This window comes from Dyadobacter psychrophilus (assembly GCF_900167945.1).
GTDB classification, from domain to species: Bacteria; Bacteroidota; Bacteroidia; order Cytophagales; family Spirosomataceae; genus Dyadobacter; species Dyadobacter psychrophilus.
In genome coordinates this window covers 176,137-193,454 of sequence record NZ_FUZA01000002.1, presented here as the reverse complement: position 1 = coordinate 193,454, position 17,318 = coordinate 176,137, and the positions used below count along the sequence as shown (strand labels likewise).

The 17,318-nt window shown below is 47.2% G+C and carries 12 protein-coding genes; 9 read left to right on the top strand and 3 right to left on the bottom strand.

The window, feature by feature from the left end; genetic code table 11:
* Positions 1–38 precede the first annotated feature (38 nt).
* From B5X68_RS07905 to B5X68_RS07895, 3 genes are read right to left on the bottom strand one after another with little or no spacing between them, the layout of a single operon-like run.
* Positions 39–866: a class II fructose-bisphosphate aldolase gene (locus B5X68_RS07905; protein WP_082214167.1), complete on the bottom strand. Its 828-nt coding sequence runs from the start codon at positions 864–866 to the stop codon at positions 39–41.
* Entirely contained in the window at positions 863–1,816 is a 954-nt protein-coding gene (locus tag B5X68_RS07900; RefSeq protein ID WP_170916603.1) for a carbohydrate kinase family protein, read from the bottom strand. The genes B5X68_RS07905 and B5X68_RS07900 overlap by 4 nt, the downstream gene beginning before the upstream one ends.
* A gap of 16 nt (positions 1,817–1,832) precedes the next feature.
* The gene (locus B5X68_RS07895; RefSeq protein WP_082214166.1) at positions 1,833–2,975 is read right to left on the bottom strand and encodes an SIS domain-containing protein; all 1,143 of its coding nucleotides are present in this window, start codon (positions 2,973–2,975) and stop codon (positions 1,833–1,835) included.
* 227 nt (positions 2,976–3,202) lie between these two features.
* On the opposite strand from B5X68_RS07895, the gene B5X68_RS07890 reads away from it, so the two are divergent.
* The 9 genes from B5X68_RS07890 to agaR all read left to right on the top strand — a co-directional run bounded on the left by B5X68_RS07890 (position 3,203) and on the right by agaR (position 17,152).
* Positions 3,203–5,173, top strand: a complete 1,971-nt coding sequence (locus B5X68_RS07890) for a S9 family peptidase (protein WP_082214165.1) — start codon at positions 3,203–3,205, stop codon at positions 5,171–5,173.
* A 58-nt stretch (positions 5,174–5,231) separates the two neighbouring features.
* Positions 5,232–6,119: a DMT family transporter gene (locus tag B5X68_RS07885; protein WP_082214164.1), complete on the top strand. Its 888-nt coding sequence runs from the start codon at positions 5,232–5,234 to the stop codon at positions 6,117–6,119.
* A gap of 126 nt (positions 6,120–6,245) precedes the next feature.
* Entirely contained in the window at positions 6,246–7,490 is a 1,245-nt protein-coding gene (locus tag B5X68_RS07880) for a hypothetical protein (protein WP_212567986.1), read from the top strand.
* Positions 7,487–8,692, top strand: coding sequence for an NHL repeat-containing protein (locus B5X68_RS07875; protein WP_082214163.1), 1,206 nt, complete (start codon positions 7,487–7,489; stop codon positions 8,690–8,692). The genes B5X68_RS07880 and B5X68_RS07875 overlap by 4 nt, the downstream gene beginning before the upstream one ends.
* A gap of 33 nt (positions 8,693–8,725) precedes the next feature.
* A complete protein-coding gene (locus B5X68_RS07870; RefSeq protein WP_082215258.1) occupies positions 8,726–10,648 on the top strand; it encodes a glycoside hydrolase domain-containing protein in 1,923 nt (640 codons plus the stop codon).
* Between the two features lie 36 nt (positions 10,649–10,684).
* Positions 10,685–13,936: a DUF5107 domain-containing protein gene (locus tag B5X68_RS07865; protein ID WP_170916602.1), complete on the top strand. Its 3,252-nt coding sequence runs from the start codon at positions 10,685–10,687 to the stop codon at positions 13,934–13,936.
* Between the two features lie 9 nt (positions 13,937–13,945).
* Positions 13,946–15,976, top strand: a complete 2,031-nt coding sequence (locus B5X68_RS07860; RefSeq protein ID WP_082214161.1) for an alpha/beta hydrolase — start codon at positions 13,946–13,948, stop codon at positions 15,974–15,976.
* A gap of 5 nt (positions 15,977–15,981) precedes the next feature.
* Complete coding sequence (locus tag B5X68_RS07855) at positions 15,982–16,269, top strand: ACT domain-containing protein (protein WP_082214160.1); 288 nt, start codon at positions 15,982–15,984, stop codon at positions 16,267–16,269.
* 124 nt (positions 16,270–16,393) lie between these two features.
* A complete protein-coding gene (agaR, locus tag B5X68_RS07850; RefSeq protein ID WP_082214159.1) occupies positions 16,394–17,152 on the top strand; it encodes a transcriptional repressor AgaR in 759 nt (252 codons plus the stop codon).
* The last annotated feature ends 166 nt before the right edge of the window (positions 17,153–17,318 follow it).

Sequence of the window (17,318 nt, the reverse complement as noted above, 5' to 3'; positions counted from 1 at the left end):
CTAGAATGCAGATTATGAATTGAATCTCGTAAACAAAATCACCCCATTACATTCTCAACCATTTCCAGCTTGGTTTTAACCAGTTCAGTGATTTTGCAGGTAGCTCTGGGAAATACTTTCCGAAGGTCGATGTCCTGATTATTGGTAAGCTCGGCTTTCAGGGAAGCCATGAAGATGTTTTTGATTTCGGTGGCCAGATTCACTTTGCAGATGCCGTTTGAAATGGCTTGCTGCACTTGGGTATGCGGCACGCCGGAGCTTCCGTGTAAAACCAATGTTGCCGCAGTTCTGTCAGCGATTTTGCGCAAAAGGTTAATGTCAAGCTTGGGTTCTTCTTTATAAAATCCGTGGGCTGTGCCGATGGCAACTGCGAGCGCATCCACGCCCGTTTCCTCCACAAATGCAGCCGCTTCATCGGGTTGCGTAAAACCCGTGGTATGATGTGACTGCCCCAGTTTGGCAACATAGCCGAGCTCTGCTTCCACGTGCACATTGTATTGCTTAGCTCGTTCCACCACTTCCCGGGTTAGCCGCACATTTTCCTCAAAAGGAAGTTCGCTGCCATCGATCATCACCGAATCAAAACCCGCATCCAGGCACCGCTGCACCAGATCCAAAGACCCTCCGTGATCCAGGTGAATCCAGCCTTCAACGCCAAATTCTTCCAGTCCGTTTCGGCCCAGGTTTACGGCTGTTTTCAGGCCCATGTAGTCGATTGAGCTTTGGGTAAGTTGCAGGATAACAGGTTGTTTCAAATCAGCGGCTGCTTGCAAAACACCGTGCAATGTTTCCAGGTCGTAATAATTTGTTGCTAGTAAGCCCTTTTTCAGCTGTGTTAATTCGCGTAGTTTTTCTTTCAGTTTCATGACAGGCTTAATTCGATTCCCCAGAAGTCTTTAATGTTTTCGCTGATTTTGTTGAAGTCGCAAAATGCGCCTGTGCCGCCCGCAGCCGTGGTGTTCAGCGCGCCCATGAGATTGCCCTCGCGCAGGCATTCTTCCAACGGTGCGCCGGAAATGTATTTTTGAATAAATCCGGCATTAAATGAGTCGCCGGCACCGATGGCATCCACAAAATTCGGCACTTCAAATGCAGGCACGGTTAATTGCTCGCCGCCGCTCACGCCGAAACTGCCTTTTCTGCCCATTTTCAGAGCGAGCGTGTTCAGGTAAGGGCGGATTTTTTCAATGCCGCCGCTGATCGAATTTGTTTTTGTGAGCGCCAGCAATTCTGACTCATTGGGCATAAAAACATCCACATAAGGCAGGCACCGCGCATAGTCAAATGCCCATTGCTCAGTAGGGTCCCATTGCAGGTCGAGCGATGTGGTCATGCCCGCTGCGCGTGCGTTTATTAAAATTTGCTCAATGTCATTTAGCAGACCATTTTGGAGAAACAAGCTTGATACATGCAAATGCTGATAATCAGCAAGCATTTCAAAAGGCAAATGATTGGCCGTCAATGCATTCATCGCGCCCTGATAAGTCACATTAGCCCGATCCTGTCCATAGTTTAGGATCAATGTGCAACCCGTTTTCTGGCCCGGAATCCGGGTCACATGCCGGCAGCTCACCGACTTCCGTCCCAGTTCGCCCAAGATAAAATCGCCGAAATAATCATCCCCTACCACGCCACAGAATGTTGTATCCACGCCCATAGCAGCACTATTAGCGGCCATAATGGCCGAAGAACTGCCCAGGCACACATTCATTTCATCCGCGATCGTCTCTTTTCCTATCTGCGGAAAAGCCTGGATTTTATTCAACAGCAGATCGACATTCAGCTCGCCTACAACCAGCAGTTTAGGGGTTATCATATTCAGCCTCAATGTTTTATTCTTTATAAATATTCACACCTTGCACCACCCGGCTAATCGACCCGGACAGGGACGGACTATCAGGATTAATACCCAAATTCACCGCACTATAAAAACCGAGCAACTGGCCCACGAGGGTAACCGGAATCATTTGATATGGGTTTTGGGGATCAATGCTTAGTTCAATCTTGCTGCTGTTCGGAAGTGTCAGTTCATTCACACCACCGATCTGAAGGGAGTGGATTGCCCGGGCATCCCTTGCAATGTCTTCGGCCAGGTCCCGCTCATAGCGCATGATGTGCGGATTTCTGGAAAAGAGATAGACCATTAATGTGTTCTCATTCACAAATGCCCTTGGCCCGTGCCTGAATCCTAAAAACGAATCCGACATACACACCAGCTTTCCGTCAGTCAGTTCGAGCAGTTTCAAATGGCATTCCCTGGCAATACCCAGGAATTCGCCGGAGCCCAGGAACACTACGCGTTCAAAACCTTTGAGGACCAGTGTTTCCAGCAAATATTTTTCATCCAGGATCATGTTTCCGTGCTCCACGATGCGCTGGATTTTCTCAAAATCTTCGTCCAGCGAATCAACCCGCGCCACCAGCAGCACGCTGAGCAACATGCAGGTGAAGCTGCTGGTCATGGCCAGGCTCTTGTCATTGGTGGCTTCGGGCAGCACAATGCTAAATGTATTTTTAGCAACGCCTATATTCGCCAGCGCGCCTTCGCCATTGCAGGTAATGATCAAATGATAAATTTCATCGCAGCAGGCATCGGCGAGTATCACCGTCTCCACGCTCTCCGGACTATTCCCCGAGCGTGCGAAAGAAATCAGAAGCGTAGGGACCGAGCGAACAAAAACAGTTTCCGGCTGGGTGACGATTTCCGTCGTCGCTACGGCCTGAACCGGTCTGCGCCAGATCTGCTGCAAACTTCCCCGGGCCGCTTCGCCGATAAATCCCGAGGTGCCCGCGCCTGTCAGCAAAATGCTCAGATTTTTCTTTTGTAAAATCGGGCTGAGAAAGCTGGCGATAGCAGCACTTTCCTCTTTGATTAAAAGATATACTTCCTGCCAAAGCTCCGGCTGCGACAAGATTTCTCGTTGGGTGTGTGCTTCCCCACCGCTTTTAAGAACACTGATTTCATTTTTCTGCATTATGCTTGCGGTAATTAGAAGACGGTTGTTAGGTTCATTTGGAATGCAATATTATTACATTTCAAAGTAAACATCATAAAACGAAAGTAAAAAATATTCTTAAACCTTTCTTTTATTTTATTTATTCTTACTTATATATTGCACGAAAATATTAGCGTATTTTTAACAACTAAGTCGCTTCTAAGTAAGATGCAGCTCACAATACAATCGCTCCTGGACCAACTTTTATGATCTCGACGGAAATGAAGGCCTCAGCCCGGGGACTTTTGACAAGTGATTTACACAAAATCAGAAAAGTAGGCGCTCCACTGCTATCTCCTGTTGGCGACGACCTCGTATATCACGTTTCGGTAGCCGATGATGTTGAAAATGACCGTTATGATCTGATTACATTGCTGTTATCAGATGGAACAAAAACGGTTTTAGGTAGGGGCACTGCAAATTGCTGGTCGCCCGACGGCACTGCGCTTTTCTATGAAACCGAAAGTGGCGCATTGCAAATTCACACGCTACAACCAGCAACCAGCCGTTTTTTGACCCAGCGCAGTGATTCCACCTATTTTTTCAACCACCTTGCCGACAAGAATTGCATCTGGTCACCGGATGGAAAATACATTGCTTACGTTAGCGCCGACATTTCAACATCGGAGCCGGAAAATGAGGCGATAAGGGTAATTGACAACCTTTTATATAAATCGAAAGGCGGAATGGGCCGGCCTGTGTATGCCGATCATTCCTATACGCATATATACATGATGCCCGCAGCGGGAGGATCGCCCGTGCTGCTCACAGCCGGCACTTTTAATGAACATTCCATTACCTGGTCGCCGGACAGCAGCTATATTGCGTTTGTCAGCAACAGAAGCGCCCGCCCCGATGACACCCAGCAAAACGACATTTGGAAAATAGCTATTCATACCAAAACAATTACGCGTCTTACCGAGCACACAGGTCTAGCTTATCAGCCAACCTGGTCGCCGGATGGAAAACACATTGCATTTCTGGCCGTTTCCGGCGCTTTTGGAACCAATGACAGCACCGCCGAAGACACGCACATTGCGTTAATATCTGCCAGTGGCGAGAACTTCCGTTACCTGACAAAATCCTTTGACCACAGGGTTGAGCACATCCGTTGGCATCCGTCGGGCAAGCATATTTATTTCACGGCAGGTGATCGCGGGGATACTTCCATTTATCAAGTTAGCATTGATAATGAAGAAGTCATAATGGTTCAGGGAGGCCTGGGGAGCATTTTCGAATTTTGTCTTGATACAAAAGGAGTGGATCTTGTATTTACCAAGTCAGATACGAACCATCCCGCAGAGCTTTTTAAAACAAAAAATCACGGCGCTGACATTGAGCAAATCACACGGGAAAACGCACACTGGCTGGAAACGAAAACTTTGCAACAAGCTGAAACATTCTGGTTTGAGAGCTTTGACAAAACGCCGGTTCAAGGATGGTTAATGCCGCCAGTTGATTACGACCAAACCCAGCATTATCCGCTCATTCTGCTGATTCACGGCGGTCCGCATAACATGTTTGGCCATGATTTTGATGAGCGCGTGCATTTGTTGTCGCAGGCTGGATATGCGGTCGTTTATATCAATCCAAGGGGCAGCCACGGTTACGGACAGGCATTTTCAAACGGAACACTCGCAAACTGGGGCGGCGGTGATTATCAGGATTTAATGGCGGGTGTTGATTTTGTTTTAAATAAAAATCAATGGCTTAATGCTCAACAAATGGGCGTAACCGGCCAAAGCTACGGCGGCTACATGACCAACTGGATCATTACGCAAACCGCTCGTTTTAAAGCAGCGGTGACGGATGGCGGGCTGAGTAATCTGGTTAGTTTCGCAGGAACATCCTTGTATCATTCGCTGATGGAATCGGAATTCGGAGGCCGGGCCTACGAGAATTTTGACCTGTTGTGGCAATGTTCACCGTTGCGAAATGTGGCTCAGGCAACCACACCAACGCTCATCCTGCATGGCGAAACGGATAACGAAGTGCCTTTTTCCCAAGCCGAAGAAATGTATGTCGCCCTCAGAAAACGTGGTGTAAACACAATGCTGGTTCAATACAAGGGCGAAGGTCACGGGTGGCGCCCCGAACTAAAACCCCACAACAAAGCCGACCTGAATGAGCGCTTGATACAATGGTTTGACACTTATGTAAAAGCCATAGCCACTTAAATTTCAAGCACTTATCAACTGCAACACAACCACCAATTATAAAGCAATTCAGGATTTCATGAGCAAAACCAAAAACCACTGGCCGATTTACGTAATTATTCATGTCCTGTTCATCGGCGTATGGGGCGCTGTCATTGAAATCCCTGAAAAAAATGGTTTCCCCGCGACGCTCGGCTATGCAGTATGGGCACTGACCATGATTCCGGCTTCGCTGGCTGCATTGAAATTCAAAAACTGGAAGTTGGATTTTAACAAAAAAGCGGTGCTTTGGGGCAGCGCGGTGGGACTTTTGGGAGCGGGTGGTCAGTTGGTGCTTTTCTTTACCCTACGCATTGCACCTGCTTATCTGGTTTTTCCGATCCTGTCGCTTACTCCGGTGGTAACCATTCTGTTGGCCGTTGTTTTACTTCATGAAAAAACGAGCAAAAGAGGCTGGATCGGGATTTTACTGGCGCTGATTTCCATCTTTATGCTGTCTTACCAGCCCGTGGGCGCGGTTCAGGCGAGCGGCTACACCTGGCTGCTGCTTGCTGCCGTCCCATTGCTTGCCTGGGGGGCTCAGGGGTGCATTATGCGCTTTGCCAATGAGCTTATGTCTGCCGAAAGTCTTTATTTCTATATGATGCTTTCGTCGATCGCGCTGATCCCGCTGGCATTGTATATGACCGATTTTAGTCAGCCTATTCAATGGGGATTTAAAGGACCTTATTTATCGTTTATCTTGCAGTCACTTAACGCATTTGGCGCGCTTTGTCTGGTTTACGCCTTTCGTTATGGCAAAGCCATCATCATTGCGCCCATTACCACGGCCCTTTCTCCGGTGCTTACCGTTACATTATCCCTCGCCTTGTATCAGACCATTCCGCATCCTGTCATTATCGCTGGAATTGTGCTGACCATCATTGCTGCATTGCTCATGGGATTTGAGGAAGCCAGCAACGCATAGGTTCAAAGGGTTAAGATTCGTTCTTATTGAAAGACAAAAGAAATGAAATGAAAATAAATTTATTTCATATTTATCACTTTTAGGTAAGATTCTTTACATTAGCGTCGCTTACTCAAAATAGCATCTATGAACTTTCACTTTACCAATCCATTGTGCGTTGCAACATGCTGGCTGGCCGGTTTGCTGCTAACAACTAGCAATCAAGCTGCGCATGCCCAAAAATCTGCCATTTCTGAAAAGAATGTCGCTTTCATTGAATATCCCGATTTTCCCGAAGCGCATTCAACCTGGGGTTCAATCGGTTACAATGCGGCTTCCAATACAGTGCACATCGGCGTTACCAATCACCGGGACAACATTGGCTTGTTCACCTACGATCCTAGTCAAAACGCGATGAAGCTGAACGGTTTCATCCGGGATATGGCAAACTTGCGCAGCTATCAATGGCAGGGAAAAATACATTCCAAAATTGTTTCGGCACCGGATGGTTCCATTTATTTCACTACGGACGGCGGCGAATCCAGGGAAGAATATCTGATGGAGCACCCACAGGGTTATGCTGGTGGATTTTTTATGAAATGGGACTCGAAAACAGGTTTGAAAAATCTTGGAATCGGAATGCAATTTGAAAGCATCAAGGACATCGACATTGACCCAAAAACCGGAATGCTTTACGCCATTACTTATCCACAAGCGCATTTCCTGGTCTATAACACGGAGAAAAATCAACTCCGCGACCTCGGTCGCCTGGCCAGCTCGCACGTGCCGCGTATATTGTTCACAGACTGGTGGGGAAACTGTTATTATGTGGATTGGCGGCAGCGTCTGGTCAAATACGAAAAAGACAGCGACTCATTGGTTTTTGCGCGAGAAAGTCTGCCAGCATTTCCAGGCACGCCCGGCTCGAAGATCATTACCGGAGTTACAGCCTTTGCCAAAGACGAGGCCAAAGGCGTGATTTACCTCATCACTTACGGTGCCAAATTGATCGCGTTTTATCCTGAAAAAGACGGAATCGGCAAGGTTAAAGACCTGGGCGGCGTGATCGAAACCGGCCATGCAGACGCCTGGGGGCCTTACGTTCCTAACCTGAACATTGGCAAAAACGGCAAGCTGTACTACATCATCGGCGGTCATGATAATTATGTTGTAAAAGACAAAACTGTTCTGGTTGAATACGATCCAGCATCGGGCAAAAAGACGATTCTGCAAGAGTATCCTATTACTGCGGTTACCGAGGCAACGGGTTGCGATGTGCGGGACAAAGACGGGAATATTTATTTCGCTGCCCGCCGCAATCCCAAAAGCGAGGGTGATTTTACGACGCCATTTATGATCAAGTTCAATCCTGAAAAAGAAATCTCCAAATGAGAAATCTGACCAATAAAATATTCCTTCCTGCTCTACTTCTGACCTGCTCCGGCCCGCTGCTGGCGCAATACACGTTTTTCACGCCGAAAGAAGCGTTTGCGATCGAGGTTTCGCTTCCCAACAGTGCAGAAAAGCGCCTGCCCATGTATCGCAATGCAATCACGTCATTGCACGTGCAGGGTGATTTGGTGCTGGGTGGGACAACAGCGAAAGCGGGCTTGTCACCTTATCTTTTCGTGGCATCTATTTCCAAAAAATCACTTTTAACCACAAAGGATTTGCAGGAAGTGATTCCAGGTCAAAAGGGCATTGCAACGGGTTTTTTCAAAGGCACTGGAAACCAGCTTTATGCAGGCACATTGGCACAAGTGAATAACAATCAGCAGCCTGGACATTTGTTGCAAATTAATGTTGGCAATGAAGGAACAATCGAGGCGAAAGACCTGGGTGTGCCTGTTGCCGGAGAAAGCATTTTCACATTGCTGAGCAACAAGCAAGGCACTGAGCTTTTTGGCATTAGCTATCCGACTGGCCGGTTTTTTACCTACAACATTGCAACCAAAAAGACGCAGGTTTTCGACGAGGTTGCTCCCAAAGAAAAAGACTTGAAAGATTATCATGATTTTGCTGTTGGACCGGAAGTTTACTTGTGCAAAGCGCTCATTCAGGATAATGCAGGAATCGTTTACGGCAGTATGGCGGGCAATCGCATGTTTGCTTTTGATCCTGCCAAAAAGAGCTTTTCGTTTCTGGAAAATCCGCTGCCAGCAGTCTGGGGCCGTGAAGTTTTGGGACAAGTAGAAGCCTGGGCAAAAGCGCCGGATGGAAAACTGTATGGTGGCAATGCAGGTGATGGTCAGTTGTTTGTCCTGGATCCTACAACCAAAAAGATCAAAAATCTGGGCAAACCAATGATGATGCCCCGCTTGCAAGCATTAGTGTTCGGGCGCGATGGAATATTGTACGGACTAGCGGGTGGCGCGCTGGGCTATTCTCATTTGTTTTATTATGATGAAAAAGGCGCTGGTTTTGTCGACTTGGGAAATCCTGAATTTACGATGGTTGCACCCGGCATCGAGCAGGGAATCATGTGGCGGGGCTTTCAATTGAGCACTTTGGCTGCCTCTGCTGACGGGAAATATATGGTTATGGGCGAAAATGAAGCATTGAGCCAGTTGATGATTTTCCCGGTCGGACAATAAGTGCGAAACAACATTCCTGAACCAACCTTCACTATGATCAAATTTGTAAAATTCATTCTTTGTCTAATCGCGTTCGCCGCATTCAACTTCGGAAATAAAACTTACGGTGCTGATCCATGGCGGCTGCGCGCGTTGCCTTCTTCCGTCCGGCTCGATCCTGTTTCCAATGAAATTATCGAGCATCGCTTTAAAGGCGTTCCTGCCAGCCAGGCGGAAAAAGGGAATTTGCTTGATAAGAACTGGATATTTGACGGAAAGCAGGTTGCATTGCACGGCGCGCGAGGCGAATATGTTTCTTTTCAATTGGTCTTAACCAATGAATCCGATGCTGAACTAACCGGAATTCAGCTTGAAATGGCACCATTTAAGAATGGAAGCACGGAGTTGGCTGTCAAACCCGAGCTTTTTCTGGAATGGTCGGTCAAAGTGGAAAGTCCAAGCACAGGATATCCCAGATCGACGCTCGGCAAAGGCTGGTATCCCGACGCGCTGATCCCATTTAAATTCCTTCAAACGGATTCCGCCAAAGTCCATGGCCGCTGGGTGTATCCATTGACATTGCCAGACTTTAATAACCGCATCAGCAACCAGCGTTCGCAGATCATTTGGGTGGACCAATTCATTCCGCTGGATGCGCAGAAGGCAAAGCCTGGCACATATCAAAGCGTGATTACAGCTAAAATTGGTACGGTAACAAAACAAATCCCAATCAGCCTCACGATCTGGGACTTTGAATTACCCAATGAAAACCTTTTCAAAGCCAGCTTACAACACGAAGGCTTCCTGAGCCGGATGGATGAAAAGCAGGAACTGGCCGTTTATCAACTCTTTAAAAGAAACCGCATTTCCCTGATGGACCCGACTTATGATCCGGAAATGCAGGTTAAAAATGGCAAGGTCGAAATTCAATGGGCAAAATTCGACCAGCGATTGAAAAAATACCTGACCGGCCAGGCCTTCACAAAAGCCCAGGGCTACACCGACGGCCCCGGCTACGGCGAGCCGCTGGAAACATTTGCGCTTCCGTTCGACGTCTACGGCAAGCACGGCACAGCCGGTTGGCCGGACATTGGCAAGCCTGAAGTAGAACGCAATGCAGCCAATCAGGCGATTTACCTCAGCAGCATCCGCCAGGTTCGTCAGCATTTGCTGCCGATGGTTGATCCTAAGAAGACGCTGCTAACGGTTTACTTGAATGGTTTGGACGAATCCTATTTTCCTGAGGCGTGGTCGCGAATGGTGTTTTATGGCAATTTGTTTAAAAAAGAATATCCTGAGGCCAAGTTTCGCGTGGATGGCGGCTATAACAAAGAAGCCATGGATGTGATAGGCAAATCCATTACGGACTGGGCTTCTCATACCATCGGCTACAACATTGACACGGTAAAACTATACCAGCAAATGGGCATTAAAGACTGGCTTTACGGCCCGATGCTCTATGAAGCAAAGCTCAACAGCTGGGTAGGGAGCTCGACATTCATCGATTTGCCTTTGGTCAACGACCGCGCCATCAGCTGGGCTTGCTGGAAATACAAGACTTACTCCTGGATAAGCTGGGGCGTGGGCGCAGGCTGGGAACGCGGCTGGTATGACCCCGAATCCTGGAAAGACTTTTACAAAGAAGCCTCCGAAGCCGACGCCGAATTCACTTACCGGACATTCAACGGAAACGGCTCGGTCATTTATAAGCCCGGCATGGTGCCCAATGTTTCCGAGCCCTGTCCATCGATTCGTTTGAAAACCATGCGTGACGGCGTGCAGGAGTATGAATATCTGCGGTTGCTTGACAAGCTGGATGGCAATTCAAAACGCGCGGATGCACTTGTTGATCAGCTGATTAAGGAGCCATTTGGCGAAAAATCCATTGGTAACCTGGATGTTTGGAGCTATGATCAGGAGCAATGGCATAAAGTCCGGATGGAACTGGGTGAGCTCATTTCCAAAAGCAAAAAATAACATCAGCGTTTATTCTTAAACCTTTCATATTGCTACGTGATTGCCTTCTCCACTTTTTCAATGTTGCCGTCTAATGCCAGAATAACCCGATTTATTCTGGCATTGCTGGTGTCATCGCCTGCATTAAAAGCACAAAAGGCCAGCGTTGCGGAAAAGGTGCAGGCATTCAAAACCTATCCTTATTCTGATCCAAACCGGGTGCCGGTGATGGGAATCAGCAAGAAAGTTTCGCCATTTTATCCTTATTACGTTTTCGACGGTTATACCAACAAAAGCACGACCAAAAATTGGAAAGTAGTCGAGCTGGAAAATCCCTACATTAAAGTGCAGGTACTGCCCGAAGTCGGCGGGAAAGTCATGGGCGCAACTGAAAAATCGACTGGTGAAGAGTTTGTCTACACCAATCACGTTATGAAATTCCGCGCCATCGGCATCCGCGGCCCATGGACGAGCGGTGGCATTGAGCATAATTTCGGGCTGGACCTTGGCCACGCGCCCTGGGCAGCCGCGCCGGTAGATTATGTCATGTTGGATAATCCGGACGGAAGCGTAACCTGTGTGGTCGGCGGCATTGACCTGGCTTCACGCACACAATGGCGCGTCAAAATTGTCTTGCCCAAGGACAAAGCCTATTTCGAGACGCAAAGCCTTTGGTATAATCCCCTGCCCCTGCACGATTCCTATCTTTCGTGGGAGAATGCTGCCTTCCGGGCATCGGACGATATGCAATTCTTTTTCCCGGGAACGCACCACATCGGGCACGACGGACTGGCAAGTCCCTGGCCTATTGATCAGAATGGCGTGGATCTGTCTTATTACAAAAATGTCAATGCTGGCGGGGATAAGTCTTACCACGTCATGGGCACGCATACGAGCTGGTTTGGCGGATATTGGCATAACAAAAATTTTGGTTTCGGTCATTGGGCTCCTTATTCGGATGCGCCGGGTAAGAAATTGTGGATCTGGTCGCGTGCAAGGGAAGGTGCGATTTGGGAAGATTTGCTTACCGATACCGACGGACAATACATTGAAGCACAGTCAGGTGTAACATTCAATCAGGCCGCGGAGCGAAGTGGGTTTCATAGTCCATTTAATCAGAAAAATTTGGGGCCTTTTTATGCTGAAACGAAAACGGAATACTGGTTTCCCGTCAAAGCGGCTGGCGGAATGGTCGATGCCTCACCTTATGGAACGCTCAATGTGGTGGCGGGCGGCGATAGTCTGAAAATCATTATTAATCCGATTTCTACAATTCAGGATACACTCAAAGTGACGGCAGCCGGGCAATTCATTTATCAAGCCCCGCTTCAACTAAAACCTATGGAGGTTTATGTCAAAACGATTCCTTTGTTGAAATCTCAGTCTGAACAGCTTCGGGTAAGCATTGGAAATGATCGCCTTGTGTATTCCACGAAGTCAGAAAAGGTTTTGGACCGACCTGTTGTTTCCGCCAATAAACAGGATTTTCATTCAGCTGAACGCCTTTTTGGGTTGGGAGAAGATGAAAATGCAATGCGTAACTTTGAAGGCGCGCATTTACGTTATCTTGAATGTATTAAGAAAGAACCCACCCACAGCGGCGCATTGATCCGGCTGGCTGAATATCATTATCGCAATGGTCAATATGCACAAGGGCTGGATTTTGCCAGAAAAGTTTTGGCTGAAAACACTTACAATGGCGGTGCAAATTACTTATACGGTGCACTTTACCGGAAACTTGGAGATCTGACCAAAGCAGAAGAAGCATTGTCCGTCGCAACCTGGACAATGGAATACAAATCCGGCGCCTACGCGCAGCTGGCAGGCATTGCATTACAAAAGCAGGACTTTGAGAAAGCTGAATCCGACGCCCGGAAAGCACTGGACTTTAACCGCAATAATCTGACTGCCTATCAATGGCTAGGCACTGCACTCCGGAAACTGAACAAAGCTGAGCAAGCTACGCAGGTTTGGAAAGATTTGCTGGAAATTGACCCGCTGAGCCACTATGCACATTTTGAACAATATTTGCTTCAACCAACCAAAGAAAACCAGGCCCTTTTCCAAAACGCAATCCGCAACGAGTTGCCGCATGAAACGTATTTGGAACTGGCTATGGATTATGTAAATCAGGGCCAAAATCAGGAAACAAAGCAAGTACTCGCATTAGCGCCCGCCTACCCTACTGTTTCCTACTGGCTTGCATATCTTAACCGGGATGCGGCGCCGGGAGAAAGCCGTAAACATTTGCAAAATGCAATTGCCATGTCACCTGAGCTGGTCTTTCCTTTTCGGTTAGAAAGTATTCCTGTTTTGACATGGGCAGAAACACAGCAGCCGTCCTGGAAAAACCGTTATTATCTGGGATTGATTTACTGGCACATCGGTGATAAAGAAAATGCCAAAACGCAGTTTGCAGCCTGTAAAAATGAGCCGGATTATGCACCTTTTTATATTGCGAGAGGCCTTCTTTTCCAAAAAGATGCGACTCAGGCGCAATTGGATTTCGTAAAAGCCAATCAGCTTAATCCCAAAGAATGGCGCACCTGGCATTATCTGACTGAATTTTTTAACGGTCAAAAAATATACGAAAAAGCGCTTTTTAAGGCTCAAACAGCATATAAACAATTTCCTGACAGTCCTGTCATAGGAATCGATTATGCCAAGTCGCTGCTGGACGCCGGTAAATTTGCGGCGTGCTTGCAAGTGTTAAACAAGATCCAAATCCTGCCGCAGGAAGGTGCGCGCGAGGGACATAACGTGTTTGTCCTTTCTAACCTGGCAAATGCCTTTAATTTAGCAGAAAACAAAAAATACAACGATGCATTAAAAGCACTAGAAAAAGCCCGCTTATGGCCCGAGAACCTGGGCACGGGCAAACCACATGAACCCGACACACGTTTGATGGATTATCTTGCAGCTTACTGCGAAACGCAGCTCGGTCATGCTCAAAAAGCGACTGAATATGCAAAAGAAATTGCCGATTACACGCTCAATGCAAGCAAAGAAAGCAACCGCAATGTGCTTGGTAATTATTTTGGTGTGAAGTTACTGCGCGATGCCGGCAAACCGGAACAGGCTTCCAAATTCCTCGAAACCTGGAAGGCAGAACAGGATTCGCTGCGCAATTGGGAAATTACAGACGGCTCGGATGCGCCGGAAGTGCAGTGGATTTTAGCCAAAACCCAGAATGACCAAGCCCGCGCCGAAAAGCTTAAACAGGATTTAACAGCCGATAAGCGATACAATTTGACAACCCTATTTTTTAAAATTCTCGATCTGGCGGAAACTCGGAAAAAGGAAGATTAATGCTGCATTATGAATCAGACTTATCTATTTTATGATTTTTATACAAAACGCAAACTTGACCAAGCTCGGACATGGTTACTGGCTCTGCTATTAATAGTATCGCTAAACGTTTACGCGCAGCCGTCACAGCGAAAGGCCATTATTGAAGACAAGCTGCATTATAGCCAGGTTTTCAAGGAAAACCGGAACATTCGCCTGATCCTGCCGCCTGATTATTACGTGCATCCGGAGCGGCGTTATCCTGTGATTTACTATTTTCATGGCAACGCCGGGCGTTTTAATGGGCCAGCTGAGGGTGAGGTTTCACGTTCCGGTGAGGCGCGTTATTATGATGAATTTAACGGGAATCATGAACGCACCGGGCCCGATTCGCTGGATAATTTTGCGAGCTACGTGACTGATAATGACGTAATTATTGCCAAATGGGACGGTTATGTGCCAGCGCAATATCCGCGTCCGTACGACATTGCACCGGTGAAGGAAGACAGACAGTTTGTGGATTACTTCCCGGAATTTGTGCAATACGTGGATAAACATTATCGCACCAGGGCTTATCGTGAAGGCCGGGCAGTTTCCGGGTTGAGTATGGGCGGGTTTATGTCCATGCTGGTTGCTTCCAAATATCCGCATTTGCTTTCGAGCGCTTCGTTTTTTTGTCCGTCCGCCTCTTTCACAGTCGGGCCGAAAGCTTTGCAGATTTACACGCCGTTTAAAGAAATGGGCCGCAACTTTGTGGGTTTGCCCATTCGCATGCATTTGGGCAGCAAGGATTTTTTGCGGCAGCATGATCGGGAGATTGACGACGCTTACCAAACACTTGAACTGAATTACGAAAGCTGGCATTACGGCATCGGCTACTTCAGGGGCTTTCATAATGCGGTTAATATCAAAGGACAATTTGATTTTCACATGAAATATTTCCGGATGCCGCTTGCCAAACCAGAAAAATGGCACCATATCGATGTTTATCCCAACTTTTCTGTCTGGAATTACGATGTTTCCACCAACCGAAATGTGCCCGGCTTTACTTTGCTGGATAATGTTCGCAAGGAAGGATTCAGTTTTCAAACCAAGAAATGGCTGCCCGACGGACCATCGGTGCCAAATGTTTCAATCAAAATTGAGACTGATAGCATTTACACTCCGAACAAAAACTACGAATTAATCCGCCTGGATGTGCCTACCCGCAAAATCTCCCGCTCTAATGTGCGCAGCGACAAAAAGGGGCGAATCCAATATGAAGGAACCGGACAAGACAGCAACATTGGATTTTATCAAAATGGTGATCCCGCCCACATTACCATGGCCACTTACACGCTGGATCGCAAAATGCCGGGCATTGCAGACATTGTCTCATTAAGTCCATTGTTATTCAACAAAGGTGGAACTGCCGTCGATTCCATACGCATCGAGCTGATTGCGCAGAACGAAGAAGTGGAAGTAATTGACCCGGCTATCACCATTGGAAAAATCGCCCAGGGAACATTGTATGAAAAAACGGCTTTCAAAATACGCGCACGAAATGCAAGTCTGGACCGCGCTAAGTTGAAATTAGTACTGACTTATCATGGCAAAAAAGATCAGTTTTTACTCGAAGTGCCATTTTATTCGCCAGAAAAAAAACTTACTAATTTCAAAATAGCTGATGGACAAACGGTTAACCTGGAAGTGGAAGAAAAAACGCGCCTGGGAGAAGGAAATGGCAATGGAATCGCCAATCCGGGTGAGTGGATCAGCATTTTCACAAAATCCGACCTGGATTCGCTGCATGATTTTGGTCTGCAACTTTATACGGAAGATCTTTACGTGGACATGGAAAACCGGCGCATGCTTTTCCTGGCCCGCGCCGACTGGTCGGGTGCGCAGCGTTTGACTTCGCAAGTTCAGATCAAACCCGATTGTCCAGACGGGCATGAAATCGCTTTTTATGGCATTTATGAATATCCGAAAACCGGCAACACACGCCGCGACAGCCATGGCGCACATTCGTTTATTCACGAAACAAAGCGGGTTTCTTTTACCGTGAAAGTCAAAAGATAGTTGAGATGGAAAATCAGTTTGCCGTTTCGAGCCGGATATCGGTCTATGCCAGCGACACCAATAATGTTTTGAGCAGGATTTTGCAGGTTTTTGGCAAGAGCCGGTTTGAGGTTACTTATATGCAGGTTTTCAATACACAAGACGCGGACCTGAAACTGATCATTGTGGAGGCGTCATTCCCGAAAGAAATGATGGCGCTGATTCTCGAACGCATCGAAAAGATCATTGAAGTGCACCGGGCCTTTGCGCATCAGGACGAAGCGGAAAATCCGTTGGTCGTAAGAAACCGTTAGTTCTGGTTTTTACAAAAGCATTTCCCCGGATGTTGCTACCTTTACAGCCTGGTGTGACCGCCAGCGGTTCGGACGCAAAAGACAATTGAAGCAATAACAATAACAGAATCAAAGGATTGATACCATGAAAAAGACTGCACAGCGCCGTTCGCTTATATTGCAAAAACTTGATGAGTTGGGCGAAGTGAATGTGAATGATTTGAGTGAAATGCTGGAAGTAAGTGAAGTCACTATCCGCAATGATCTGGATAAGCTGGAAAACAGTAACCTGCTCGTGAGGGCGCACGGCGGGGCTTTTAAAACGAACAACATTGCCCTGACAGTCACTGAAAAACGGAAGATCAATCACGATACAAAGCGCGCAATCGGCAAAAAAGCCGTGTCGCTGATCAATGAAGACGACAGCATTATACTGGATTCGGGCACCACGACTTTTGAAATATCAAACAACCTCGAAAAATTCAAAAACCTGACCGTGATCAGCAACGCGCTGGACATTGTCAATAACCTCGCCCAATACGAAAACCTGCAAGTTTACATGCCGGGCGGCTATCTGAAAGAATTCTCCATGTCGCTCGTCGGCCCCATGGCCGAGCGCAATTTCAAACAACTATACTGCAACAAACTTTTCCTGGGGATCGACGGCATAAAATCCAACACCGGCTTTTTCACCCATTATATGGAGGAAGCCTACCTCAACCAAATCATGATCGACATCGCCGAAGAAGTAATCGTGGTTACGGATTCATCCAAATTCAAGAAGTCGGGATTGGCCTTTATCTGTGGCTTTGATAAGATTGATAAGGTGGTTACAGATGACAAGATTGACGAGGCGGATTTGAAGATGCTGAAACAGCATAATGTGGAGGTGATTATTGCTTAGGGGGACTGATGACATTTGGGAATTTCGGAGACTTTATCAAGGTTCTCAATACAGACTCCTTGCATTTTGGGATAAAACTTTAGGAAAAGAAACATTAGTGGTATTCACGCATAGATTGACACACATTATTAAACCAGAATTTCTCAGAAACATCACAAAATGTTTC

Excerpts from the sequence above, each read along its gene's own strand:
- B5X68_RS07875 (WP_082214163.1), top strand. The coding sequence starts at position 7,487 with ATGAGAAATCTGACCAATAAAATATTCCTTCCTGCTCTACTTCTGACC.
- B5X68_RS07895 (WP_082214166.1), bottom strand. The coding sequence starts at position 2,975 with ATGCAGAAAAATGAAATCAGTGTTCTTAAAAGCGGTGGGGAAGCACAC.
- B5X68_RS07900 (WP_170916603.1), bottom strand. The coding sequence starts at position 1,816 with ATGATAACCCCTAAACTGCTGGTTGTAGGCGAGCTGAATGTCGATCTG.
- B5X68_RS07905 (WP_082214167.1), bottom strand. The coding sequence starts at position 866 with ATGAAACTGAAAGAAAAACTACGCGAATTAACACAGCTGAAAAAGGGC.
- agaR (WP_082214159.1), top strand. The coding sequence starts at position 16,394 with ATGAAAAAGACTGCACAGCGCCGTTCGCTTATATTGCAAAAACTTGAT.
- B5X68_RS07885 (WP_082214164.1), top strand. The coding sequence starts at position 5,232 with ATGAGCAAAACCAAAAACCACTGGCCGATTTACGTAATTATTCATGTC.
- B5X68_RS07870 (WP_082215258.1), top strand. The coding sequence starts at position 8,726 with ATGATCAAATTTGTAAAATTCATTCTTTGTCTAATCGCGTTCGCCGCA.
- B5X68_RS07855 (WP_082214160.1), top strand. The coding sequence starts at position 15,982 with ATGGAAAATCAGTTTGCCGTTTCGAGCCGGATATCGGTCTATGCCAGC.
- B5X68_RS07880 (WP_212567986.1), top strand. The coding sequence starts at position 6,246 with ATGAACTTTCACTTTACCAATCCATTGTGCGTTGCAACATGCTGGCTG.
- B5X68_RS07890 (WP_082214165.1), top strand. The coding sequence starts at position 3,203 with ATGATCTCGACGGAAATGAAGGCCTCAGCCCGGGGACTTTTGACAAGT.
- B5X68_RS07860 (WP_082214161.1), top strand. The coding sequence starts at position 13,946 with ATGAATCAGACTTATCTATTTTATGATTTTTATACAAAACGCAAACTT.